Below are 25,515 nucleotides of genomic sequence, written 5' to 3'. Positions count from 1 at the left end.
TGACTCTGTCTTGATCGTAATCCTAGATGCTCGAGACGGTTTCCCCGAAAGGGGATGAAAAGGGAATGCGGTGCGGGGACATTGTCCCCAATGCCGTGGCTGCCCCCGCAACTGTGAGCGGATAATCCTTCGTCAGAAGCCACTGGGTCCTCGGTCCCGGGAAGGCGACGAAGCGGTAATGACCCGCGAGCCAGGAGACCTGCCGTCAGCCGTGGTCACACGCGAAGATGTCGGTCGGGGAGTACAGACATTCGGCTTCATCGGAAGGCTGACAAGCCCAGGATGAGACCTCGTTCGCTGTGACGTGCCACTGACGTCATACCGAGGTCCAAGACCGTGTCTTCCATCCGTACCACGAGACCGCGCAGCGTTCTGCTCGCATCCGCCGCTCTCACGTCATTTGTCACTATTCCCGCCGCGCTGGCCCAACAGGTCCGCGAACCGCTGCCGCGGGTCGAGGTGTCGCCCGCCCAGTCCCGCAAGCAGGCCAAGCCCGCCGGCAGGGACGCGCAGAGCGCCCGCCGCGTGGCGCCGCGCCGGTCTGCAACGGCAACGGCCGCTCCAAAACCGGCGGTGCCGGGCGCGGCCGGGCCGGGACAATTGCAAACGCCGCTCAACAGCAACGCGGTCGCCGAGAGCGCCTCGCGCCTTGGCCTGACCGTGCGCGAGATACCCGCGACCGTCGAAGTGATCTCGGCCCAAACCATGCGCGAGCAGGGCTATCGCACCGTGTCCGAGGTCGCGCAGGGTGCCGTCGGCGTCACCTCCGGCGATGCTCCCGGGGAGCCGGCTGGCTTCTCGATGCGCGGCTTCACCAACAGCCAGATCAACACGCTCTACAACGGCATCAAGATCGGCCCGCAGAACATGACCTCGCGGATCATGGACACGGCCAATCTGGAAGCCGTGGAATTCCTGAAGGGTCCGGCCTCGCTGATGTCGGGCGAGGGCGCCGCCGGCGGCTCGATCAATTTCGTCACCAAGCAGCCGCACACCGGCGCGATCCGCAACGAGGCCGAGTTCTCCTACGACTCCCTGAACTCGTTCCGCACGCATTACGGCTCCGGCGGCAGTACCAATGTTCAGGGGCTCGATTACCGCTTCGACATCAGCCGCTCCTCGCTCAACGGCTTTGTCGACGACACCTACACCAAGACGCTCGACGTCTCGGGCCAGCTCAACTACCGCATCTCCGACAACCTCAAGGTCTGGGGCGCGATCGAGTACCGCGAGGATCGCGGCAAGGCCTATTGGGGTGCGCCGCTGGTGCCGGTCGCCTTCAGCGGCTCGCATGCCACGAGCGGGATCGTCTCCGGCAATTACGTCTCGAACTACAACGGAACCAATCTCGGTGCGGTCACCATCGACGACCGGACCTTCAACACTAATTACAACGTCCTCGACAACCGCAACGTCGGACAGGAGGTCTGGCTGCGCGGCGGCTTCGAGCTGAAGCTCGCGCCCGACCTGACGCTGAAGAGCCAGGCCTATGGATACGGCGCAGAGCGCAATTGGTTCAACAACGAGATCGAGGCGTTCAACTCCGGGACCAACCTCGTCGATCGCGAGCGCTTCTATGTCGCGCACAGCCAGCGGCTGGTCGGCAACATCACCGACCTGATCTGGGACACGAACATCGCGGGCTTCGACAACCGGCTGGTCACGACGCTGTCGACGAGCTATCTCGACTTCGTCCGGCCGGGCGCGGCGAATTTTCCGGGCGACTCCGTGTCGCTGGTCAATCCCGATCGCGGCTTCTACGGCCTGCTCACGACGCAGCAGCAGACCGCGCGGATCGACAACGAGGCGCTGTCGTTCGAGGACCGGCTGAAGCTGACCCGGACCTTTGCGCTGGTCGGCGGCTTGCGCGTCGAGCATATCGGGCTCGACCGCAATTCGACCGACAAGAACGGACTGGAGAAAGTGGGCTTTCCCTACACGAAGGACTGGGCGCCCGTGACCGGCCGCATCGGCTACACCTGGGAGGCCGTGCCTGGCCTGACCTTCTTCAGCCAGTACGCCACCGGCGCGGACGTCTCGGCCAACAACATCTTCCTGCTCTTGCCCACCCAGCCGCTCGACCTGACGACCGCGCGCACCTATGAGACCGGTGTCAAGCATCTGTTCTGGGACAACCGGGCGGAGTGGTCGTTCTCGGCCTATGACATCCAGCGCAAGAACGTCTATGCCGCGGCCGGCGGCATGCTGCTCAACATCGCCGGGCGTCAGGAGTCGAAGGGCGTCGAACTCGCCGCCGCGGTGCGTCCGATTGATCCGCTGCGTCTCTGGGGCAACATCGCCTATGTCGATGCGCGCTATGCCGACTTTAATTTCGTCGGCGGCTCGTTCTCCGGCAACACGCCGCCGAATGTGCCGCGTATCGTTGCGAATGCCGGCGCGTCCTGGCGCTTCTTCACGCCCTGGCCGGTGGAAGTCGGCATCGCCGGCCGCCATGTCGGCGACCGCTACAACACCGACGCCAACGTCGTGACGATGAAGGCGTACACGGTGGCCGATGTCTATGCCTTCGTCGACATCCCCAAGGCTGTGTTCAATGCGGTCGATCAGGCCCGCCTGACCTTCCGGGTGCGCAACATCGCCGACAAGCGCTACGCGATCTGGGGCGATCCGTTCTATCCCGATCAGATCCTGCTGGGTGCGCCGCGCACCTACGAGCTCTCGGCCGCGTTCAAATGGTAGGGCGCTGACCGCATGATGGGCGCGATCGTCCTGCTGCATCGCTGGCTCGGGATCGCGTTCTGCCTCCTGTTCGCGATGTGGTTCGCGAGCGGAATCGTGATGCACTTCGTTCCGTTTCCGTCATTGACGGAAGCGGAGCGGATCGCCGGACTGGCGCCGGTGGATCGTGCGCGGGTCACAGTGACGGTTGCCGACGCGGTATCAGCCAGCGGCATCACCGACGCTACGCGCGTGCGGCTGGTTCAGCGGAGCGACGGGCTGGTCGCCATCGTGACCGGACCGTCGCGCATGCGCGCGGTTCGTGCCACCGACGGCCAGGACGCATCGGTGCGCTCGCCCGAGGTCGCGCTCGCCATCGCACGGGATCATGCCCGCCAGCGCGGGCTCGATGCCGCGCATGCGGCCGTCGTTGCGCTTGCGGACTACGATCAATGGAGCGTCCCGAACGGCTTTGATCGCCATCGGCCACTGTTTCGCGTTGCGCTCGGCGATCCCGCCGGAACGGAGATCTACGTCTCGTCGCTAACAGGGGAAGTCGTTCTGGATACCACCCGGAGCGAGCGGGGATGGAACCTTGTCGGCAGCGTCCTGCACTGGATCTATCCGACGGTGCTGCGAAGCCATTGGCAGCTCTGGGATCGCGTGGTCTGGACCCTGTCGCTGCTGGCCCTGGTCGCGGCGTTGCTGGGCGCGGTGCTCGGGATCGTGCGGGTGAAGATGCAGGGAAGCCGGCCGTCGTCGCCTTTTCGGGGCTGGCACGCCCTGCATCACATTACCGGTCTCGTGGCGACCGTCTTTGTGCTGACCTGGATCTTCAGCGGCTGGCTTTCGATGGATCATGGCCGGCTGTTCTCGCGCGGCCAGTTGACCACGGCGGAAGCCGGCGTGGTGTACGCCGCGCCGGATTGGCGCACGGCTCTGCCGCTCGATCAAAATCCCATCTCGCCCGAAGCCCGCGAGGTCGAATGGCTCGCTTTCGGCGGCAATCTCCATCGACGCGAGCGGATCAGTGTCGACAGGCAGGTTGTGGTGCGGCCAGACGGCGCGGAGTCGCCGGACCTCGGCGCACAGGAGGTCGCTAGTATGGCGACGCGGCTGGCGTCAGGCTGCGGCTTGCCCTCCGTTATTGCCGATCACGACGACTATCCCGCGCAATCCGCTGCTCCCGGGACGCCGGTCTACCGTTCCCGGTGCGGCGATGTCTGGTTCGATGTCGACGGTGCCGACGGCAGCGTGCTGCAGAGACTGGATGGCTCGCGGCGGGCCTATCGCTGGTTCTACACTGCGCTTCACACGCTCGATTTTCCCGTTCTCATGGCGCATCCGCGTCTGCGCGATGTCGTGGTCGTCGGCCTCTGCGCGCTCGGCCTGCTATTTTCGGTCACCGGCATCGTCATCGGTTGGCGGCGTTTGCGCTCGACCTTCGCGGCTTGAGCCGTGGGTCGGACAAATCATATACACCATGCAAAATCCGGGTTGCGCGGCCAGGGGCAGGCGAGGATGATCGTCTGAGGGGCGCAGCGGTGCGTGCTCCCAACGGGACGATCGTGATCGATGTCAATTCAGCGCAAGCGCCTTGGTATGATCACGCCGTCCTCCAATTCGGTGTTGGAGCCCGTCACCAGCGCCATGCTCGCCAATATTGACGGTGTCACCGCCCATTTCTCGCGCTTCCGCGTCACCGAGATCGCACTCGATGCAGCGGCGCTGAACCAATTCGATGCCTCGGTGATGCTGCCGGCGGCGGACCTGCTGGCGGACGCCAAGGTCGATGCGATCGCTTGGAACGGCACCTCCGCAAGCTGGCTTGGCATCGGCCGCGACCGGAGCCTGTGCGAGGCGATCACGGCGCTCACGGGAGTGCCGGCGACGACGTCGACGCTGGCCTGCATCGATGCCGCCCGCGCGCTCGGCGCCAAACGCGTCGGCCTGGTCTCGCCCTATACTGATGACGTGCAGCGGCGCATCGCCGATGTCTGGGCCGGGGAGGGGATCGCCCCGCACGCGGAGCGGCACCTGGGATTGCGCGACAATTTCTCCTTCGGAGAGGTCGAGCCTGCGGTGATCGCGGACATGATCCGCGCCGTGGCAGCGGAGGGCGCGGACGCCGTCGTCATTCTCTGCACCAATCTCGACGGCGCCGCGCTGGCCGCCTCGCTCGAACGGGAATTGGACATCGCCGTGCTCGACTCGGTCGCGGTCACGCTGTGGCGGACGCTTGGTCTCGCCGGCGGCGACATCCGTGCGCTTGCGCGATGGGGCCGGATCTTCCAGACATCAGCGGCCATCAAGTGACGGAGACATCAGTGACGCAGCTCGATCTCGCCATTCGCGGCGGCACTATCGTGACGGCCAGCGACGAGTTCCGCGCCGATATCGGCATTCGCGACGGCCGCATCGTTGGCATCGCCGAGCGCATCGAGGGCGCGGCGCGCGAGATCGACGCGACGGGCCTGCTGGCGCTGCCGGGCGGCATCGACAGCCACGTCCACATCTCGCAAGCCTCAGGCCCCGACGTGGTCATGGCCGACGACTTCGCCTCGGCGACGCGCGCGGCGGCCGCCGGCGGCAACACCATGGTGCTGCCCTTTGCGCTGCAGGAGAAGGGGACGTCGCTGCGCACCTGCGTCGAGAACTACCGCAAGCTCGCCGAGGGCGAATGCTATATCGACACCGCCTTCCACCTCATCATCTCCGATCCGACCGCGGTCGTGCTCGGGCAGGAGCTTCCGGCGCTGGTCAAGGACGGCTACACCTCGTTCAAGGTGTTCATGACCTATGACGACCTTGTGCTCAGCGACAAGCAGCTGCTCGAGGTGTTCGAGGTCGCGCGCCGCGAGGAGGCGCTGGTCATGGTCCATTGCGAGGGCTACGACGCCATCCGCTTCCTCACCAGCAAGCTCGAGCGCGAGGGGCACATCGCGCCCTATTATCACGGCACCTCGCGGCCTCAGGCGGTCGAGCGTGAGGCGACGCATCGCGCCATCAGCCATGCCGAAGTGATCGGCGTGCCCATCATGATCGTGCATGTCTCCGGCCGCGAGGCCATGGAGCAGGTGCGATGGGCGCAGCAGCGCGGATTACCGGTGCATGCGGAAACCTGCCCGCAATACATCACGCTGACGGCCGACGACATGAAGGGCCTGAATATGGACATCACAGGGGCGAAGTATGTCTGCTCGCCGCCGCCGCGCGATGCCGAGAGCCAGCAGGCGATCTGGGAGGGCATCATGACGGGCGTGTTCCAGACCTTCTCGTCCGACCATTGCCCGTTCCGCTATGACGATCCCAAGGGCAAGCTGACGCCGAATGCGCGCACCTCGTTCCGCTGGGTGCCGAACGGCATTCCCGGCGTCGAGACCCGGCTGCCGATCCTGTTCTCGGAGGGCGTCTCGAAGGGCCGCATCACCCTGCAGAAGTTCGTCGAGCTGACCGCGACGAACCACGCCCGCATCTATGGCCTCTACCCGCGCAAGGGCTCGATCGGCGTCGGCTTCGATGCCGACATCGCGCTGTGGGATCCGAAGCTGACAAAGACAATTCAGCAGGCCGATCTGCACCACGGCTCCGACTACACGCCGTGGGAAGGCTTTGACGTCACCGGCTGGCCCGTCACCACCATCGCGCGGGGACGCGTGGTGTACGAGCAGGGCAGGATCGTCGGCGACAAGGGCGCGGGCGAGGTGCTGAGCCGCGGCAAGTCGAGCCTGGTCTGATCGTCACATCGATACGATGTGACGGATCACATCGGCTCGATGCCGATCTTCTTGATGATCCCGGCCCATTTCGTGGTCTCGGCGGTCATGTAATCGGTCAGGCCCTTTGGGTCCATCACCAGCGGTTCGGCGCCCTGCTCGACGAAGAGGCTGCGCACTTTCGGATCGTTCGCGGCTTCGACCATCGCCTTGTAGAGCTTGTCGACCACGGCCTTGTCGGTGTTCGCCGGCGCGAGCAGCGCGAGCCAGGCCGCGCTCTCGTAATTCTTCAGGCCGGCCTCGGCCGCGGTCGGCACGTCAGGCAGCGCCGTCATGCGCTTGTCGCTGGCCACCGCGAGCGGGCGCGCATCGCCGCTCTTGATCAGGCCGAGCACGTTCGGCAGCAGCTGAAAGCCGAGCGGCACCTGGCCTGCGATGAAATCCGGTGTGTAGGCAGCGATGTTGCGGTAGGGAACGTGGGTGAGCTCGGTGCCCGTGAGCTGTTCGAAATAGGCGGCCGACAAATGCTGCGACGAGCCGACGCCGACCGTGCCGTAGTTCAGCTCGCGCGGGTGCCCCTTGGCGTAGTCGATCAGCTCGGCCAGCGATTTCGGCGGCAGTTTTGAATTGATCACGATGACATTGGGCATGGTCGCGAACAGCCCGATCGGGGCGAGATCCTTCAACGGATCGTAAGGTAGCTCCTTGTAGAGCGACTTGTTCGCGGCCAGCGGGCCGGAGGTGCTCATCAGCAAGGTGTAGCCGTCGGAGGCCGCATGTGCGGCGGCCGCGGTGCCGATATTGCCGCCGGCGCCGGGACGGTTGTCGACCACGAAGGCCTGCCCGAGCGACGTGGACATGCGGTTGAGCAGGATGCGCGTGATCACGTCGCTGGCGCTGCCGCCGGCAAAGGGCACGAGCACCTGCACGGGGCGGGCTGGGTAGTCCTGCGCGTATGCGGGGCGCAGACCGGTGACGGCGAGAGCGGCGCCCGCGCCGAGCGAGAGCAGCGACCGGCGGTCGAGGTGAAATCCCTCACTCTGCTCCTGTGCGGTGAGAGTGAGCTTGCTGCGACCGGACCGTGCCATCTCGGACTGAATCTCCCGTGTGTTGTTCAGCGGTCCCGGGATCGTCCGTAACAAGAGTCGGAATGAAGCCAGGCCGCAATTTTCTGCGCCTGGATCGTAGTTAGCTCGCCGCCGCGGCCGTCATGCCTGCTCGTCTCAAAACTTACCAACTCGTCTCATTCTGCGATGGGCGCGACATCTTGTCCGAGCAGAAATCTGCATTCAGGCGGTCGTTTTTCGTCGCGGCTTTTTGGCTGGCCTACGCGACGACGAGCCCGTGCCACCCGAGGGCTCCACGAATTCTTTCGCCACGGTGGCCGCCTGAGCGAGATCGTGGCTGATGACGTCGAGCACGGCCTTGGCCGCGACCGACACCGCGCGCCTGGGGTGATGAACCCACGCAATCGACCGCACGATCCGCTGCGCGTCGAAGCGATGCGCCCGGATCGCGCCGCTGGCCAGCGACTGCCGGAGCGCGATGGTCGGCAGCACCGTCGCGAAGTCGGTGGTGGCGATGACGTCGCAGAGCGCCGGCAGCGTATCGAGCTCCAGGCGCGGCCGGAGGTCGATGCCGATCGCGGCGGCGTGCTCGTCGAGGATCAGACGCAGGCCGTGGCGCTTGGAGGGCAGCACCAGGTCGAAGCCCGCGATGTGGTCGAAACGCAACTTTGCCGGCGGCCTCACCGGGCTGTCCTTCCGGCAGGCGAACACCATCTCCTCGTCCATGACATGATGGGCGGCGAGCGGCGTCTTGCGGCGCGGCACGTTGATCAGGGCGAAATCGAGCTGGCCGGTGTTGACCCAGTCCACCAGCGTCTCGGTGTAGCCCTCGCAGGCGGACAGCGTGATCTCAGGATAGCGGCTGGCGACGGTTGCCGACGAGCTCGCCATCGTGCTCTGCGCGACCGAGGTGATGAGGCCGACCGAGACCCGCCCCGAGATGCGCCCGCCGAGCTGCGCCATTTCCTGCCGCGCATATTCGGCGTCGCGCACGATCGGTGCCGTCAGCCGCACCAAGGCTTCGCCGGCACTGGTCAGCGTCATGCCCTGGACGCTGCGGTCGAACAGCTTTTGGCCGAGCTCGGCTTCGAGCTTGGCGATCTGCATGCTGAGTGCGGGCTGCACGATGTTGAGCTGGCGCGCGGCGCGGGTGACGTTTCTTTCCTCGGCCAGGCACAGGAAATATTGCATCTGCCTGAGTTCCACGTGGCCCGTCCTTCGTCCGCTGATTTCGCCGGCTTCCATCATCTCAGATGATGGAAGACATAATCAATCATTATTTGTGCTGATGGATGCGATTGCCTAGTCTCGCGGCAGGCCTGTCCCAGGGAGCGAAAAATCAGACAGATGCAGGACGCCAGCCCCAAGCGGATGATCATCGGCATTTCCGGCGCCTCGGGCGTCACCTATGGCGTGCGCCTGCTGCAGCTCCTGCGCAACGCCGGCGTCGAGACGCATCTTGTGATGTCGAAGACCGCGGAGCTGACCTTTGCCTATGAGACCGACCTGAAGATCGCGGAGGTGAGGGCGCTCGCCAATGTCAACCATGCGATCGACGACATGGCCTCGGCGATCTCCAGCGGCTCGTTCCGCACCGCCGGCATGATCGTGGCGCCGTGCTCGATGCGATCGATGTCCGAGATCGCCTCGGGCGTGACCACGACGCTGCTTACTCGCGCCGCCGACGTCGTGCTCAAGGAGCGCCGGCGTCTGGTGCTGATGGTGCGCGAGACCCCGCTGCACACCGGCCACTTGAGGACCATGACGGCGCTGTCCGAGATCGGCGCGATCATCGCGCCGCCGGTGCCGGCCTTCTACGCCAAGCCCGAGACCATCGACGACATGGTCGAGCACACGGTCGGCCGCGTGCTCGACCTCTTCGACATCGATATCGGCGTCGTGCGCCGCTGGGGCGAGGACGAGGCGCTCAAGCGCCGCTCGCCGTCGCTGCGCAAGGTCGCGCCCTGACCTGAACACCTGAGGAAGACCATATGCGAATGGACAATGTTGCGAGCAAAGCCTCGAACGCGCCTGCCGATCTGCGCGCCTGGCTCGCTTACCTCGCCGAACGCGGCAAGCTTGCGATCGCGCGCGAGGGCATTGCGCTCGCCGACGAGCTCGCCGCCGTCGCCAAGCGGCTGGAGCGCGACAGCGCCGTGCTGTTTCCGCGCCCCGACGGGCACGAGATTCCCGTCGTCGCCAATCTCTTTGCCGGTCGCGACTGGGTCGCCGAGTCCATCGGCGTCACCGAGGACCAGCTACTGCCGCGCTTCCTCGCCGCCGCAAGCCATCCGCTGCCGACGCATGAGGTCGCGAGCGGACCGGTGCAGGACGTCGTGCACGAGGACGTCGACCTGCTCCGCCAGCTCCCGGTGCCCAAGCACAATGAGCGCGACAGCGGTCCCTACATCACGGCCGGTCTCCTGATCGCGCGCAACCCGAAGACCGGCGTGCAGAACGTCTCGATCCACCGCTGCCAGATCTCCAGCAGGAACCGCATCGGCGTGCTGCTGCTGCCGCGGCATACCTTCTCCTATTATCGCCTCGCCGAAGAGCTCGGCCAGGCACTGGAGATTGCGATCGTCATCGGCGCGCATCCCGCCTTGATGCTGGCGTCGCAGGCGATCGCCGCGCTCGACGAGGACGAGATGGCGATCGCAGGCGCGCTGCTCGGCGCGCCCGTGGACGTCGTGAAGTGCCGCACCAATTCGGTCCGCGTTCCCGCCCATGCGGAGATCGTGATCGAGGGGCGCATCCTGCAGGGCGTGCGCGAGCCGGAAGGCCCGTTCGGCGAATTCCCTCAATATTACGGCCCGCGCGCCAACCGCGAGGTGATCGAGGTCGACGCGATCACGCATCGCAAGGCGCCGATCTTCCACACCATCGTCGGCGGCGGTTTCGAGCACCTGATCCTCGGCGGCGTGCCGCGCGAGGCGACGCTGCTCCAGCATCTGCGCCGCAGCTTCCCCAATGTGCTCGACGTCCGCCTCACGCGCGGCGGCACCTGCCGCTATCACCTCGCCATCAGGATCGACAAGGCCAATGACGGCGAGCCCAAGAACATCATGATGTGCGCATTCGGTGCGCATTACGACATCAAGCAGGTGATCGTGGTGGACAAGGACGTCGACATCTCCTCTCCCGAGGAGATCGAATGGGCGGTGGCGACGCGCTTCCAGGCCGACCGCGACCTCATGGTCGTCGCGGGTGCGCTCGGCTCCAAGCTCGATCCGACCACGGACAACGGCATCAGCGCCAAGATGGGCCTGGATGCGACCGCGCCGCTCGGCGCGCCCGAGCTCGCCTTCAAGCGCATCCGCGTCAAAGGCGAGGAGGAGGTCGATCTCGCCACGGCGTTGCAGGCCGACCCGAGCGTAGCGGTTGCGCGCCTGCTTGCGGAGGCGCGGACATGAGCCGATTACCGCCTCCGGGCAACTTGCGTCGGTTTGCGCGGTTGGAATATGAAGCGGGGGCTGCTTATAGTCCCGCGCCAACACGCCAATCGTTTTGCAGCGCAATGCTGGGAGGAAGGAACTGATGTCGACGGCCCTGCGCATAGCCCATGGCGCTTTCGGCAGGGTTGCTCTGCTCGACATGGACCGTTCGCTGGTCCGCCACGCCCATCATCACTGCCATGTCCTGCTGAAAGTGGAGGGCGCCGACACCCAGTTCATGGTCGGCGATCAGGTCACGCCGCTGACGGACACCGCCGCCGTCCTCGTCGACGGCTGGAAGCCGCATGCCTATGTGCACGATGTCAACCGGCCGCGCACGCTGATCATGGCGCTCTATATCGAGCCGGAATGGTTGAAGGAGTTCCGCCCGGGATGGGCGGCGAGCGGCGCGCCGGGCTTTTTCGAGCGTCCCTCGGGCGAAGTGTCGCCGCGCATCCGCCAGCTCACGCTGCATCTGGCGGCTGAAATGATGGCGAATCCGGATGCGGTCCGGACGCACGAAGAGACGCTCTCGGACCTGATGATCGCGGTCATCGAGCGCTTCACGCCCTGGCGCAGCTTTCCCACCTCGATCCGCGGCATGAGCGCGGTGAGCTGCGACTGGCGCATCCGCCGCGCCATGGATGCGATGCGGGGGCAGGATTCCTACGGCAACGTCGATCAGTTCGTGAAGGGCGCCGGCCTGTCGCGCGCGCAGTTCTTCCGCCTGTTCGAGACCTCGCTCGGCGTCTCGCCAAAAATCTATCTCAACGTCGTCCGCATGGAGCGTGCGCTCGATGCCGTCATGCGCGAGGACACGCCGCTCGGCGAGCTCAGCGAGCGTTTTGGTTTCCCGGAGCCGGCGCATTTCACGCGCTTTTTCCGCGATCACGCCGGCGTCAGCCCGCGCGAGTTTCGCAACGTCTCGCGTCTTGCGGGCTGAGTCTCTCGCCCGATATTGCGCTGCACGCTCTCGAATGAGACGATTTGGTAAGTCGTGAGAGCGCGCGGTATGGCCCGCGCAGCCCCTGTCCTGACATCTGTCACCGTCGCGTCAAAGAACGCGTCGGGAGGTATGCCGGGACATGTTGCAGGCGGTCAAATCCGCAAATCCTGAAAGAGGCGATGAGCCGTGGGTCGGGCGCTCGATCGAGCGCGTCGAGGACGCCGCGCTGCTCTCCGGCCGCGGCCGCTTCATCGACGATCTCGGCGTCGCGCCCGGCACGCTGCACGCGACCATCCTGCGCTCGCCGCATGCGCATGCCGACATTGTTTCCATCGATGCCGAAGCCGCCAGGCGCCTCCCGGGCGTCGCGGCCGTTCTGACCGGCAGCGACGTCAAGGCCGTCACGACAAGCCTCGTTGTCGGCGTGAAGGCGCCGGTCGAGTGCTGGCCGATCGCGATGGATCGCGTGCGCTATGTCGGCGAGCCCGTCGCCGTGGTCGTCGCAACCGATCGTGCGCGCGCGGAAGATGCGGCCGAACTCATCAATGTCGAATATCGCCCGCGCGGCGCCGTCGTCGATCCGCTCGGCGCGATCACGCCTGGTGCACCAGTGCTGCACGACGGGTTTCCCGGCAATCTCGCCAGCGACCGCGCGTTCCGCTACGGCGATCCCGAGAAGGCATTTGCGGATGCGCCGCATCGCTTCTCCATCGACATCCGCTATCCCCGCAACTCCTGTACGCCGATCGAGACCTACGGCGTCGTCGCTTCGCATGACGCCGGCGAGGACGCCTATGAAGTGCTCGCCAATTTCCAGGGCCCGTTCAGCATCCACACCGTGATCGCGCGTGCACTGAGGGTTCCGGGCAATCGCTTGAGGCTGCGTACGCCGCCGGATTCCGGCGGCAGCTTCGGCGTCAAGCAGGGCGTGTTTCCCTACATCGTGCTGATCGCCGCCGCGGCCCGCGTCACGGGCAAGCCGGTGAAGTGGATCGAGGACCGGCTCGAGCATCTCACGGCGTCGGTGTCGGCGACCAATCGCGCGACGACACTCTCGGCCGCGGTCGCGGCCGACGGCAAGATCCTCGCGCTCGACTGGGACCAGGTCGAGGATTGCGGCGCTCACTTACGTGCCCCCGAGCCGGCGACGCTGTATCGCATGCACGGCAACCTGACCGGCGCCTACGACATCGGCCACGTCAAGGTCCGCAACCGCGTCGTCGTCACCAACAAGACGCCGACCGGACTCAACCGTGGCTTCGGTGGGCCGCAGGTCTATTTCGCGCTTGAGCGCCTCGTGCAGCGCATCGCGATCGGCCTCGGCCTCGATCCGCTCGATGTCATCAAGCGCAATCTGATCGACGCGGGCGCGTTTCCCTTTCGCACGGCGACCGGTGCTCTCCTCGACTCCGGCAACTATCAGGAAGCCGTCGCGCGCGCGGTCGAGCGGGGCAGGCTCGCCGAGCTGAAGGCGGAGCGCGATGCGGCGCGGGCGCAGGGGCGTCTCTACGGCATCGGCTTCACCGCGGTGGTCGAGCCCAGCGTCTCCAACATGGGCTACATCACCACCGTGCTGACGGCGGCCGAGCGCCGCAAGGCCGGACCCAAGAACGGCGCGCAGGCGACCGCGACCGTCGGGCTCGATCCGGTCGGCAGCGTCACCGTTCACGTGGCGTCGGTGCCGCAGGGGCAGGGGCATCGCACCGTGCTGTCGCAGGTCGTTGCCGACGTCTTCGGACTCCAGCCCAGGGATATCCGCGTCAACACCGAGATCGACACGGCCAAGGACGCATGGTCGATCGCGTCGGGGAATTACGCCAGCCGCTTCGCCGCGGCGGTCGCGGGCACGGCGAAGCTCGCGGCAGAACGCGTCGCCGGCCGTCTTGCCCGTATCGCCGCGAGCCAGCTCAATGTCGAAGCCGGCGACATCGTGTTTGCGAAGGGTTTTGTCGCCTCAAAGCGCAATCCGGAGAACCGGATCGCGTTCTCGCGCGTCGCCGCGCTCTGCCACTGGTCGCCGGGCTCGCTGCCCGACGATGCCGGCCAGACCATCCGTGAAACCGTGTTCTGGACGCCGCCGGAACTGACGCCGCCTGACGACGAGGACCGCATCAACTCCTCGCTCTGCCACGGCTTCATCTTCGATTTCTGCGGCGTCGAGATCGATCCCGTCACGCTGGAGACACGGATCGACCGCTACGTCACCATGCACGATTGCGGCACTATCCTGCATCCCGGCATGGTCAACGGCCAGATCCGCGGCGGCTTCACCCAGGCGCTCGGCGCCGCCTTGTTCGAGGAATATGCCTACGCCGAGGACGGCAGCTTCCTGACGGGCACGCTCGCCGACTATCTGCTGCCGACCACGACAGAGGTGCCGGAGCCCGAGATATTCCACATGGAGACGCCGTCGCCGTTCACGCCGCTCGGCGCGAAGGGCGTGGGCGAGGGCAATTGCATGTCGACGCCGGTGTGCCTCGCCAATGCGGTCGCAGATGCGCTCGGTGTTGCCGACATCACTCTGCCCCTGGTTCCGGCGCGGCTTGCCGAAATCGTGCGCGGCGCCGAGCCGCCGCCTCCTGCAGGCGGCACGACGGCGGTGCCCGTGCGCGAGGGCGACCGGCGGCTGCGCGGCGAAGGGCAGGCCACGGTGAAGGGCGCGCCCGAGCAGGTCTGGGCGATGCTACTCGATCCCGCGACACTGCAATCGGTCATTCCCGGCTGCCAGAGCGTCGACAAGATCACCGACACGCATTTCTGCGCCGACGTCACGCTCGGCATCGGCCCCGTTACCGGACGCTATCGCGCCGATGTCGAGCTGTTCGACCTCGACCCGCCGCGCGCGGTCACGCTGCGTGGCAGTGCCACCGGTGCGCTCGGCTTCGGCAATGCCGAGGGACGGATCACGCTTGCGCCCGACGAAAATGGCGGGACTAAGCTCACCTACAGCTACGACGCCGCCATCGGCGGCAAGGTCGCCAGCATCGGCGGCCGTCTGCTCGACGGCGCCACGCGGGTGATCATCGGCCAGTTCTTCACCGCGCTGGCGCGCAAGGCCGGCGGAGGCGGCGCTTCGGGCGGCGGCTTCTCGCTGTTCGCCCTGCTGGCAAAGCTGGTCGGCCTGTTCGGAGGGCGCCGATGAAGCCGCCCGCATTCGACTATCTCCGCGCCGGCAGTGTCGGCGACGTCCTCGACGGACTGGCGCAGCAGGGCGGCGATGCCCGCGTGCTGGCCGGCGGCCAGTCGCTGATGGCGATGCTCAACATGCGCCTCGCCAAGCCGAAGCTCTTGATCGACATCATGCGGATCAACGAGCTCCGCCGGATCGAACGCAAGGGCGACGCCGTTGTGATCGGCGCCGGCGTGCGTCAGGCCGATCTGCTGGCGTGGCCGGAGCTATCCGAGACGCTGCCGCTGGTAGCGCTGGCTCTGCCCTGGGTCGGTCACATGCAAACCCGCAGCCGCGGCACCATCTGCGGCTCGCTCGCCCATGCCGATCCCAGCGCCGAGATGCCGCTGGCGCTGGTTGCGCTCGGTGGTGAGGTCCTCTTGCGCAGCGCCAAGCGGCGTCGCCGCGTCGCCGCCAAGGACTTCTTCGCCGGCATGATGCTGACTGCGCGCGCCGACGACGAGCTGATCGAGGGCATCTCGCTGCCTGTGATGAAAGGATCGCGCGTCGCCTTCCGCGAGGTCGCGCGCCGCCATGGCGATTTCGCCATCGTCGCCTGCGCCGCGATGAAGACTCCTACCGGCGTCCGTCTCGCCGTCGGCGGGGTCGCCGACGTGCCGACCGCACGCGACTGGCCGAAGCTCGAAGGCAGTGCGCTCGACGATGCCCTCAACGTCTTCGCTTACGAGCTTGGCGCCCGCGACGACGTCCATGCCACGGCGCGCTACCGCCGCGACCTCGTCCGCATGATCGGCCGCGATCTGATCGGTGAGGTGCTGCAATGATCCGTCTCAAGGCAGACAGCCGCCATGCCGTCCGCTTCTCGCTGAACGGCAAGCCGGTCGAGGGTGAGGCCGAGCCGCGCATGCTGCTCTCCGATTTCCTGCGCCACCAGCTCGGCGCCACCGGCACCCATGTCGGCTGCGAACACGGCGTCTGCGGCGCCTGCACTGTCGTCGTCGACGGCATGCTGACGCGCTCCTGCCTGACGCTCGCCGCGCAGGTCGACGGCTGCGAGCTCAGGACAGTGGAAGGCCTCGCGCCCTCGGCGGACCGGCTCGGCGTGCTGCAGCAGGCCTTCTGCCGCAACCACGCGCTTCAATGCGGCTTCTGCACTGCCGGAATCCTGATGTCGCTCGACCATTATCTCGCGAGGAACCCGGCGCCGACCGAGGCGGAGATCCGCGATCTGCTCAGCGGGCATATCTGCCGCTGCACCGGCTACACCCCGATCATCAAGGCGGCCCTGGAAGCCGCCGCAGAGCTCACTTCAGCCAAAAAAGAGACGTCCGATGCTTGATCTCGCCAGCAGCTTCATGGCCAGCGCCGCGCGCGATCCGCATGCGATTGCACTGATCGACGGCGACCTCCGGCTGACCTACCGGCAATGGTACGACAAGATCTCCGCGCTGGTGGCGTCCTTCGACCGTCTTGGCCTCAAGCCCGGCGATCACGTCGTCACGCTGCTGCAGAACCGCTGGGAGGCGGCGACGCTGCACTGGGCCTGCCAGTTCGCCGGGCTCGTCATCACGCCGATCAACTGGCGTGCCAAGGCCGACGAGCTCGATTACTGTATCGAGAATGCCGAAGCCTGCGCGGTGTTCTATCAGGACATCTCCGCCGAGGCGGTCCAGGGATCGGCACTCGTTGGTAAGTTGCTGCGTGTGTCCGTCGATCCCGGAAAGGGCGATGCGACGAGCTTTTGCGATTTGATCAAGGATAGTGCCCCCGACGCCGAGCCGCGCGTCGGCACCGATGCCTGGTCGATCATGCTCTACACCTCGGGCACGACCTCGCGGCCGAAGGGCGTGCCGCGGCGGCATCGTGCCGAGCGCGCCGCCGCGATCGCCCATGTCGCACAAAATCTCTACGGCCGGGGCGAGCGCACGCTCGGGGTGATGCCGCTCTATCACACCATGGGCGTTCGCTCGCTGCTGGCGATGTCGCTGATCGGCGGCACATTCATCTGCCTGCCGCGCTATGACAGCCGCCAGGCGCTGGCGCTGATCGAGAAAGAGGCGATCACCAACCTCTATCTGGTGCCGACGCTCTATCACGACCTCGTCCATCACGAGGCGTTTGCGAAGACGAACGTTTCCACCGTGCGCAAGCTCGGCTTTGCCGGGGCCTCGATGACCGACGGCCTGCTGAAGAAGCTGAACGAAGCGTTCAAGCCGGACCTGTTCGTCAATCACTATGGCAGCTCCGAGATCTATACGTTCACGATCGACCAGAACGCCGCGGCAAAACCCGGCTCGGCCGGCAAGGCGGGGCTGAACCAGCACGTCAAGGTCGTGCGCATCGGCGCGAAGTCGGTCGCAGAGCTTGCCGCAGTCGGCGAGGAGGGCGAGATCATCGCCACGCTCGCCGGCGACGAGGCCTTCGAGGGCTACTGGCGCCGTCCCGAGGCGGACGCGAAATCGCTGCGCGAGGGTTGGTACTTCACGGGTGACACCGGCTTCGTCGATCCCGACGGCGACCTCTTCGTCACCGGCCGGGTCGACGACATGATCATCACCGGCGGCGAGAACGTCTCGCCGGTCGAGATCGAGAGCTGCCTGTCGCTGCATCCCGCCGTGGACGAGGTTGCGGTGGTCGGCGTCGCCGACGAGAAGTGGGGGAAGGTCGTCGCCGCCTTCGTCAAGCGCAACCGCGCGGTGTCGGAAGGAGAGCTGGAGCAATTCTGCCGGACCACGGGCCTTGCCAATTTCAAGCGGCCCCGCCGCTACGTCTTCGTCGACGCGATCCCGAAATCGCCGGTCGGCAAGCTGCTGCGGCGACTGCTCGTCGCCGGAGAATACGAGGCCGAGCGTCTGCCGCCGTCGGACGCGGCCTGATCATCGCACCCATCAACAGAAGGAAGACAATATGCCGTCACCCTATACATTCGCCGACCCCCGGCTCGCCAAGCTCGACGGGTTCAAGGTCGAGATCGACGAGGCGCACGAGCGCGCCGACATCATCCTTGGACGCCCGCCCTACAACGTCGTGGCGATGCCGCAGCGCGACCAGCTCCGGCTGACCTTCGAGACGCTGGACGAGGATCCGCGCGTGCGCGTCATCGTGGTGCGCGGCGAGGGCGAGCACTTCTCCAGCGGCGGCAATATCGGCGGCTTCATGGAAGCGAGCCCCGAGCACGTCTCGAAGCTCGCCTGGAATATCGCGGCGCCCGCGCGGTGTGCAAAACCCGTGATCGTCGCCAATCGCGGCTATTGCTTCGGCGTCGGTTTCGAGCTGTCGCTGGCCTGCGACTTCCGCATCGCCTCCGAGACCACGCAATACGCGCTGCCGGAGCAGAAGCTCGGCCAGATCCCGGGTTCGGGCGGTTCGGCCCGGCTGCAGAAGATGGTCGGCATCACCCGCACCAAGGACATCGTGATGCGCTCCAAGCGCATCTCGGCCAAGCAGGCTTATGACTGGGGCATCGCCACCGAATGCGTGCCGGACGCCGAGCTCGAGATGGCGACCGACAGACTGGTCGACGAGCTTCGCACCTTCTCGCCGCTGGCGCAGCGAACCGCCAAGAGGCTCCTCAACGACACCGAGGATTCGACGCTCGCCATCGCGATCGAGCTCGAAGGCCATTGCTACAGCCGCCTGCGCCAGTCCGAGGACTTCAAGGAAGGCGTCGAGGCCTTCAACGCCAAGCGTCCGCCGAAATTCACCGGCCGCTGAGACGCGACACAAACGCACTGCCGCGGTTCGCAATGGCGCGGACCGCGGCCTATTCAAAACGGGGGAGGTAAAACAACATGGCTGAGATGGATATGCCGGTCGCGGGCGCGCAGGCGTCGGCGGACAACAAGCAGATGGTCAATGCGATCATCGCGTCGGTGCTCGGATGGGCACTGGATCTGTTCGATTTGTTCATTCTGCTCTACGTGGCGCCTGTCGTCGGTGCGCTGTTCTTTCCGTCGAGCAATGCGGCGCTGTCGCTCGCTGCGGTCTACGGCTCGTTCGCGGTTACGCTCTTGATGCGTCCGCTCGGCTCGGCGGTGTTCGGGCATTATGCCGACGTGCACGGCCGCAAGCAGGCCATGCTGATCGCCATCGTCGGCGTCGGCCTCAGCACGGCCGCGTTCGGCCTGCTGCCGACCATCGCCCAGGTCGGCGTGATCGCGCCGATCATTTTCCTGGTCCTGCGCCTGGTGCAAGGCATCTTCGTCGGCGGCGTCGTGGCCTCCACTCACACGATCGGCACCGAGTCCGTGCCCGCGAATTGGCGCGGCGCGATGTCGGGTCTGGTCGGCGGCGGCGGTGCCGGCATCGGCGCGCTTCTGGCGTCCTTCATCTTCCTGATCACATCCTCGGTATTCCCCGGCGATGCCTTCGCGGTGTGGGGCTGGCGCTTCATGTTCTTCTCGGGGCTGCTGAGCTCGCTGCTCGGCTGGTTCATCTTCCGCAACCTCGAAGAATCACCGTACTTCAAGGAGCTCAAGCGCCAGCAGGGCAACAAGCAGGCGAAGATCACGAAGGCGCCCGTCAGGGACGTGTTCTCCGGCGAATATCGTGGCGTGCTGCTGGTCAACCTGCTGATCACCTTCGGCGGCGGCGCCGGCTACTACCTGACCTCCGGCTATCTGCCGAGCTTCCTCAAGGTCATCAACGCGGTCCCGAACCAGACCTCGTCGCTGATCCTGATGGGCGCGAGCGTCTCGGCGTTCTTCTCGGCCGTGCTGGTCGGCGCGCTGAGCGACTGGATCGGGCGCAAGAAGACGTTTCTGCTGATCGGCGTGCTGGCGGCAGTGCTGCTCCCGCTCTGCTATCTCAACCTTGCCGCCACCAAGGACACGACGCAGATCACGCTGCTTGCGCTCGCCATCGCCTTCATCGGCAATGCCGGCTACGCGCCGGTACTGATCTTCCTGAACGAGCGCTTCCCGACCGCGCTGCGCGCCAGCGGCACGGGCCTGTCCTGGAACATCGGCTTCGCGCTGGGCGGCATGATGCCGACCTTCGTCTCGCTGGTGAGCGCCAGCCCGGCGCAGATCCCGATGTCGCTCGCCTACTTCGCGGTCGGCGTCTTCGTGGTCTATCTGATCGGGGCGATCGTGATCCCCGAGACCAAGGGCAATTTCCGCTGAACCCAACCGGCGCGGCCGCATCCGTGGCCGCGCCGACCCATTGAAATGCGTCACGAGACGGGAATGGAAGAGCTGCATTTCGACGATGTGATCGTCGGCGGAGGTTCGGCCGGCTGCGTGCTCGCCAACCGGCTTTCTGCGGACGGGCGCCGCCGCGTGCTGCTGGTCGAAGCCGGGATGGACACGCCGCCCGAGGCGACGCCGTCCGAAATCCTCGACAGCTATCCGATGCCGCTGTTCTACGGTGACCGATACATCTGGCCGGGCCTGTCGGCTGCGGCCGGTCGCAATGCCGAGGGCAGGCCGGTCGTGCGTTCCTATGAGCAGGGCCGGGTGATGGGCGGCGGCTCCAGCATCAACGTGCAGTCGGCCAATCGCGGCCTGCCGCGCGACTACGACGAGTGGCACGATCTCGGCGCGCGGGGCTGGGGCTGGACCGACGTGCTGCCCTATTTCCTCAAGCTCGAGACTGATCTCGATTTCGACGGTCCGCTGCACGGCAAGCAGGGACCGATCCCGATCCGCCGCATCGCGCGCGAAGCCATGCCGCAGTTCGGTCGCGCGGTGGGCGAGGCCTTGTCGGCGACCGGGCTGCCGTTCCGGCAGGACCAGAACGGCGAATTCGAGGACGGCATCTTTCCGCCGGCCTTCTCCAACCGCAACGACCGGCGCGTGTCCACCGCCGCAGGCTATCTCGATGCCGCAACGCGCGCGCGGGCGAACCTGACCATCTGGGCCGACAGCGAGGTCGAACAGCTCAAGCTCGATGGCCGCCGCGCGACAGGCGTGACGGTGACCCGCGACGGCCAAAAGCTGAGCGTCGGCGCCGGCCGCGTGATCCTCACCGCGGGCGCGCTGCAATCGCCGGCAATCCTGGTGCGGGCGGGCATCGGCCCGGGCGCGGCGCTGCAGGCGCTCGGCATTCCCGTCGCCATCGATCGTCCCGGTGTCGGTAGCAATCTGCGCGATCATCCCGCGCTGACCTTCTGCCAATATCTGCCGCGCTCGCTCAGGCTGCCATTGGCCCGCCGCCGCCCCAATTTCGCAGCGATGCGCTTTTCCTCGGAGCATCCTGGCTGCGATGCCTCCGACATGTACATCACGGCCTCGGCACGCGGCGGCTGGCACGCGCTGGGCACGCGGCTCGGGCTCTATTTCCTCTGGTGCAACCGGCCGCATTCGAGCGGTTCGCTCACCCTGGCGAGCCGCGATCCCAGGGCCTATCCGGTGGTCGATTTCAACCTGCTGTCCGATGCGCGTGATCTCGAACGGATGGTTGCTTCCGTCCGGCTGCTCGCGAAGCTCGTCGTTCACCCCGCGCTCAATCCGCAAGCCGGCGATTTCTTTCCGGCCTCCTATTCCCCGCGCATCAAGCGCCTGAGCCGGTACGGCACCGCCAACCGCATCATCGCCTCGATGCTCGGACCGATGCTCGACGTGCCCGCGGGCCTGCGACAACTGCTGATCCGGCTCGTGCTGCTCAACGGCACCGCCTTCCAGGCGACGCTCGCCGACGAGCGCGCGTTAGAGGCCTTCGTGCGGCAGAGCGTGTTCGGCGTCTGGCACCCCGTGGGCACCTGCCGCATGGGCGATCCCGCCGATCCCATGGCGGTGGTCGATCCGCAAGGGCGGGTGATCGGCAGCGAGAACGTTGTCGTCGCGGACGCCTCGATCATGCCGCGGCTGCCGACGGCCAATACCAACATTCCCGTGATCATGGCCGCCGAGAAGATCAGCGATGCCCTGCTGCGGCATCATTGATCCCTTTTCGCCGGGGCCCTTTCGGTGTAGCTCTGCGCCGGCTTGAAACGGTGGGGCGCTGGGCCCGCCGATGACCGAAAATGGAGGCTCCAAGGATGTATCCGAAAGTTCAAATGTTCATTGCCGGCGAGTGGACCGACGGCACGTCCGGCAAGTCGGAGGACATCCTCAATCCCGCCACCGGCCAGCCGATCGGCAAGACCCCGCATGCCTCGAAGGCGGATCTCGACCGCGCACTGGAGGCGGCCCGGGCGGGCTTCGAGGTCTGGCGCAAGACTTCGCCGTTCGACCGCTACAAGCTGATGCGCAAGGCCGCCGACATCATCCGCTCGCGCGCCGCCGAGATCGCCCCCGTGATGACCATGGAGCAGGGCAAGCCGGTGGTGGAAGCGCAGGGCGAGACCATGCTCGCCGGCGACCTCATCGACTGGTTCTCCGAGGAAGCCCGCCGCGCCTATGGCCGCATCGTGCCGCCGCGGATGGGCAACGTCTCCCAGCTCGTGACCAAGGAGCCGGTCGGCCCGGTCGCCGCGTTCACGCCCTGGAATTTCCCGATCAACCAGGCGGTGCGCAAGATCTCGGCCGCGCTCGCCGCCGGCTGCTCGATCATCGTCAAGGGTCCGGAAGAGACGCCCGCAAGCTGCATGGAGCTGGTGCGCGCCTATGCCGACGCCGGCATCCCGCCCGGCGTGGTCCAGCTGGTGTTCGGCGTGCCGGCCGAAGTGTCGGAATATCTCATTCCGCATCCGATCATCCGCAAAATCAGCTTCACCGGCTCGACCGCGGTCGGCAAGCATCTGGCTGCACTCGCCGGCCTGCACATGAAGCGCGTCACCATGGAGCTCGGCGGCCACGCCCCGGCGATCGTGTTCGCGGATGCCGACCTCGACAACGCCGCGAAGATCCTCTCGGCCAACAAGTTCCGCAACGCCGGCCAGGTCTGCGTCTCGCCGACGCGCTTCCTGGTCCATGAAAGCGTCTACCAGCCCTTCGTCGACAAGTTCGTCGCGGCCGCCAAGAGCCTCAAGGTCGGCAATGGCCTCGACAAGGACACCCGCATGGGCCCGCTGGCGAACCCGCGCCGTGTCGACGCCATGGAAGGTCTGGTCTCCGACGCCGTGCAGCGCGGCGCCAAGGTGCAGGCCGGCGGCAAGCGCATCGGTAACGAAGGCTTCTTCTTCGAGCCGACCGTGATCACCGACGTGCCGCGCGATGCCCGCATCATGAACGAGGAGCCGTTCGGCCCGCTGGCGCCGATCACCTCGTTCCGCAGCTACGACGAAGTCGTGGCCGAGGCCAACCGTCTGCCTTACGGCCTCGCGGCCTATGCCTATACGACCTCGACCAAGACGATGCAGGCGATCGGCGCCGATGTCGAAAGCGGCATGGTCTCGATCAACCATCACGGCCTCGCGCTGCCCGAAGTGCCGTTCGGCGGCATCAAGGATTCCGGCTACGGCTCGGAAGGCGGTCTCGAGGCGATCGAGGGTTACCTCAACACGAAGTTCGTGACGCAGGCGAGCGCGTAAACGCGGTCTCGCGGGGTGGGTTACGCTTGCGCTAACCCACTCCGTGAATTTGTATATGGGACTCGCGTAGCCCGGATGAGCGGAGCGAGATCCGGGAATCCAGCCGCGGTTGTCCCGGGTGTCGCTTCGCTCACCCGGGCTACGGTCTCTTGCGTTGCCTGACGGGCGAGACATGAGCAAGCGCGTGTCCCTTGCGGGGATGCATATCGACCGGACTTCGGCGGTGCCGCTGCATCTGCAGATCGCGGCCCACATCCGCGACGGCATCCTGCGCGGCATCTTCCCGGCCGGAACGCAATTTCTGGGCTCGCGCGAGATCGCGCGGGAGCTCGGCTGCTCGCGCACGGTGGTGCTGACGGCATGGGATCTGCTCTACGCCGAAGGCTATCTCGTCTCGACGCCGCGCGGCAGCGTCATGGTGGCGTCCGTTGCGGCACCGCATGTCGCGCAGCCATCGGCGACTTCGCCTGCATCCAGGCCCGCCCGCACGTCGGAGCGCTGGCGATCGCTGCTGGGCCTGGACTACGAGACCAACTGGCCGTCGGTGTTCGCGCCCGGAGCCCCCGACATCTCGACCTTTCCCTTCAGGGAATGGTCGCGCCTGCTGCGGCACAGCTGGCAAAATCCGAGAGAGCAGGAGTGCCTCGATCTTCCAGCGGAGGGTCATCCGCGGCTGCGCAGCGAGATCGCGAACTTCCTCGGCTCGGTGCGCGGGCTGGTCTGCTCGCCGGACGAGGTGGTCGTCACGTCAGGCACATCGGGCGCGCTGGATTTCTGCAGCCGGATGATCCTCGATCCCGGTGACGAGGTCTGGGTCGAGGAGCCCGGCTTCATCGAGGCGCGCTGGGCGCTCACGGCCGCGGGCGCGAAGCTCGTGCCGGTTCCCGTCGATGATAAGGGCCTCGTCGTCTCCGAAGGCATCCGGCGAGCGCCGGGCGCGCGGCTGATCGTGGTCACGCCGTCGCATCAATATCCGCTCGGCGTCAGCATGGGTCTCGAACGGCGCCTCGAACTGCTCGACTGGGCCAACAGGAACGACGTCTGGGTGATCGAGGACGACTACAATTCGGAGTTCAGGCACCAGGACAGCATGATCGCCTCCTTGCGCTCGCTCGATCGCGAGGGGCGCGTGATCTATTTCGGCACCTTCTCCAAGATCATGATGCCCAACCTGCGGCTCGGCTACATCGTCGCCAACAGGAATTTCATCGACGGCTTCTCGAAGGGCCGCGCGCGGATCGACGTCCACACCTCCGGCATCGGTCAGCTCGCGCTGGCCGAGTTCATGCGCGAGGGGCATTTGCTGCGGCACCTGCGCGCGATGCGGCGAACCTATGCTGCCAGGCGGAACGCGCTCATCGATGCGATCGCAGCGCTGATGCCGGATGATCTGACCGTGTCCTACGCCGTCACCGGCCTGCATCTGGTGGCGCTGTTCACCGACGCGATGCAGGCGCGGATGAGCGACGGCGAGGCGGCCGCCGTCCTGAAGCAAGCAGGCATTCACGTGCAGCCGCTGTCGCAGAATTTCCTGGAGCAGCCGACGCGGCAGGGCCTGGTGTTCGGCTACGGGCGGCTTCAGGTCGAGGATGCCACCCCTCTGCTCGCGAGAATCGCAGCCATCCTCGGCAGCGGTCGCCGCAACGCCCCATCCGCGCCGGCAATTTCCTCCCGTACTGTTCGTACAATAAAGGGAAGCTGAGCCGACTGGCGTGCATGGCTCGTAGGCAATCGCTCATCCCGCAGCGCCGCGCAATCGCCTGCAAATTAGACAGCCTGACCCGGCGCCTCCGATTGCAGTGCAGCGGACGTCACGATTTGCGCCGACAAATCCGAGGGTGCGCTGCACGTTCCCGGCATGAAACGGACCGGGGTCCGATTGCCCTGTGAGCAGGCATCGCTGCACCAAAACGTGCAGCCGATGTTGCACTGCGCGATGCTGCGCATGCGCTGGTCTAGCGGATTGCGACAACTCTGGCCCTATCCCGAGCCCTTCGCTCTGTCGCACGCTCCCGGTCGGTGGCATGACAGGGGATGCATGATGAGCGCTCTCGGTTTGGCAGTGGACGTTGCGATCGGCGGCACGGACCCGGCGTCCGGTCCGGACGTCATCCGTAGCTGACCCGTGCA

General features: G+C 66.4%; 18 protein-coding genes and 1 riboswitch. Of the genes, 16 read left to right on the top strand and 2 right to left on the bottom strand.

Features of this window, described 5'->3' with window-relative positions:
* The first annotated feature begins 19 nt into the window (after positions 1-19).
* Positions 20-221, top strand: a riboswitch (cobalamin riboswitch).
* Positions 222-336: 115 nt separating this feature from the next.
* From JQ617_RS25850 to hydA, 4 genes are all read left to right on the top strand, one after another.
* On the top strand, positions 337-2,700 hold the full coding sequence (locus tag JQ617_RS25850; protein WP_212028781.1) for a TonB-dependent receptor: 2,364 nt from the start codon (positions 337-339) through the stop codon (positions 2,698-2,700).
* Between the two features lie 12 nt (positions 2,701-2,712).
* Entirely contained in the window at positions 2,713-4,134 is a 1,422-nt protein-coding gene (locus JQ617_RS25845) for a PepSY domain-containing protein (protein ID WP_212028780.1), read from the top strand.
* Between the two features lie 120 nt (positions 4,135-4,254).
* A complete protein-coding gene (locus tag JQ617_RS25840; protein ID WP_212028779.1) occupies positions 4,255-4,995 on the top strand; it encodes a maleate cis-trans isomerase family protein in 741 nt (246 codons plus the stop codon).
* Positions 4,956-6,416, top strand: a complete 1,461-nt coding sequence (hydA, locus tag JQ617_RS25835; RefSeq protein ID WP_212028778.1) for a dihydropyrimidinase — start codon at positions 4,956-4,958, stop codon at positions 6,414-6,416. The genes JQ617_RS25840 and hydA overlap by 40 nt, the downstream gene beginning before the upstream one ends.
* 26 nt (positions 6,417-6,442) lie before the next feature.
* On the opposite strand, the gene JQ617_RS25830 is transcribed toward hydA, so the two are convergent.
* A complete protein-coding gene (locus JQ617_RS25830; RefSeq protein ID WP_212028777.1) occupies positions 6,443-7,483 on the bottom strand; it encodes a Bug family tripartite tricarboxylate transporter substrate binding protein in 1,041 nt (346 codons plus the stop codon).
* A gap of 201 nt (positions 7,484-7,684) precedes the next feature.
* Positions 7,685-8,653, bottom strand: a complete 969-nt coding sequence (locus JQ617_RS25825; RefSeq protein ID WP_212029056.1) for a LysR family transcriptional regulator — start codon at positions 8,651-8,653, stop codon at positions 7,685-7,687.
* Between the two features lie 156 nt (positions 8,654-8,809).
* Here JQ617_RS25825 and JQ617_RS25820 point away from each other — a divergent pair, with 156 nt between their 5' ends.
* The 12 genes from JQ617_RS25820 to pdxR all read left to right on the top strand — a co-directional run bounded on the left by JQ617_RS25820 (position 8,810) and on the right by pdxR (position 25,087).
* Entirely contained in the window at positions 8,810-9,430 is a 621-nt protein-coding gene (locus JQ617_RS25820) for a UbiX family flavin prenyltransferase (protein WP_212028776.1), read from the top strand.
* A gap of 23 nt (positions 9,431-9,453) precedes the next feature.
* Positions 9,454-10,875 carry a UbiD family decarboxylase gene (locus JQ617_RS25815; protein WP_212028775.1) on the top strand — a complete coding sequence of 474 codons (1,422 nt, stop codon included), beginning with the start codon at positions 9,454-9,456 and terminating at the stop codon, positions 10,873-10,875.
* A 124-nt stretch (positions 10,876-10,999) separates the two neighbouring features.
* On the top strand, positions 11,000-11,839 hold the full coding sequence (locus JQ617_RS25810; RefSeq protein WP_063694960.1) for a helix-turn-helix transcriptional regulator: 840 nt from the start codon (positions 11,000-11,002) through the stop codon (positions 11,837-11,839).
* A 142-nt stretch (positions 11,840-11,981) separates the two neighbouring features.
* Entirely contained in the window at positions 11,982-14,984 is a 3,003-nt protein-coding gene (locus tag JQ617_RS25805) for a xanthine dehydrogenase family protein molybdopterin-binding subunit (protein WP_212028774.1), read from the top strand.
* Positions 14,981-15,796 (top strand): FAD binding domain-containing protein, encoded by an 816-nt coding sequence (locus JQ617_RS25800; RefSeq protein WP_212028773.1) that lies wholly within the window; start codon positions 14,981-14,983, stop codon positions 15,794-15,796. Before JQ617_RS25805 ends, JQ617_RS25800 begins: the two co-directional genes overlap by 4 nt.
* Positions 15,793-16,311: a (2Fe-2S)-binding protein gene (locus JQ617_RS25795; RefSeq protein WP_212028772.1), complete on the top strand. Its 519-nt coding sequence runs from the start codon at positions 15,793-15,795 to the stop codon at positions 16,309-16,311. Before JQ617_RS25800 ends, JQ617_RS25795 begins: the two co-directional genes overlap by 4 nt.
* Positions 16,304-17,848, top strand: coding sequence for an AMP-binding protein (locus JQ617_RS25790; protein WP_212028771.1), 1,545 nt, complete (start codon positions 16,304-16,306; stop codon positions 17,846-17,848). Before JQ617_RS25795 ends, JQ617_RS25790 begins: the two co-directional genes overlap by 8 nt.
* A 31-nt stretch (positions 17,849-17,879) precedes the next feature.
* The gene (locus JQ617_RS25785) at positions 17,880-18,686 is read left to right on the top strand and encodes an enoyl-CoA hydratase/isomerase family protein (protein WP_212028770.1); all 807 of its coding nucleotides are present in this window, start codon (positions 17,880-17,882) and stop codon (positions 18,684-18,686) included.
* Between the two features lie 77 nt (positions 18,687-18,763).
* Positions 18,764-20,095: an MFS transporter gene (locus JQ617_RS25780; RefSeq protein WP_212028769.1), complete on the top strand. Its 1,332-nt coding sequence runs from the start codon at positions 18,764-18,766 to the stop codon at positions 20,093-20,095.
* Positions 20,096-20,158: 63 nt separating this feature from the next.
* A complete protein-coding gene (locus tag JQ617_RS25775) occupies positions 20,159-21,856 on the top strand; it encodes a GMC family oxidoreductase (protein ID WP_212028768.1) in 1,698 nt (565 codons plus the stop codon).
* 80 nt (positions 21,857-21,936) lie between these two features.
* Positions 21,937-23,385, top strand: coding sequence for an NAD-dependent succinate-semialdehyde dehydrogenase (locus tag JQ617_RS25770; protein WP_212028767.1), 1,449 nt, complete (start codon positions 21,937-21,939; stop codon positions 23,383-23,385).
* A gap of 172 nt (positions 23,386-23,557) precedes the next feature.
* Positions 23,558-25,087, top strand: a complete 1,530-nt coding sequence (gene pdxR, locus JQ617_RS25765; protein ID WP_212028766.1) for a MocR-like pyridoxine biosynthesis transcription factor PdxR — start codon at positions 23,558-23,560, stop codon at positions 25,085-25,087.
* Positions 25,088-25,515: the final 428 nt, after the last annotated feature.

The sequence above is a fragment of the Bradyrhizobium sp. KB893862 SZCCT0404 genome (assembly GCF_018130885.1).
Classification (GTDB): domain Bacteria; phylum Pseudomonadota; class Alphaproteobacteria; order Rhizobiales; family Xanthobacteraceae; genus Bradyrhizobium; species Bradyrhizobium stylosanthis.
This window is presented reverse-complemented; position numbering and strand designations above follow the sequence as displayed.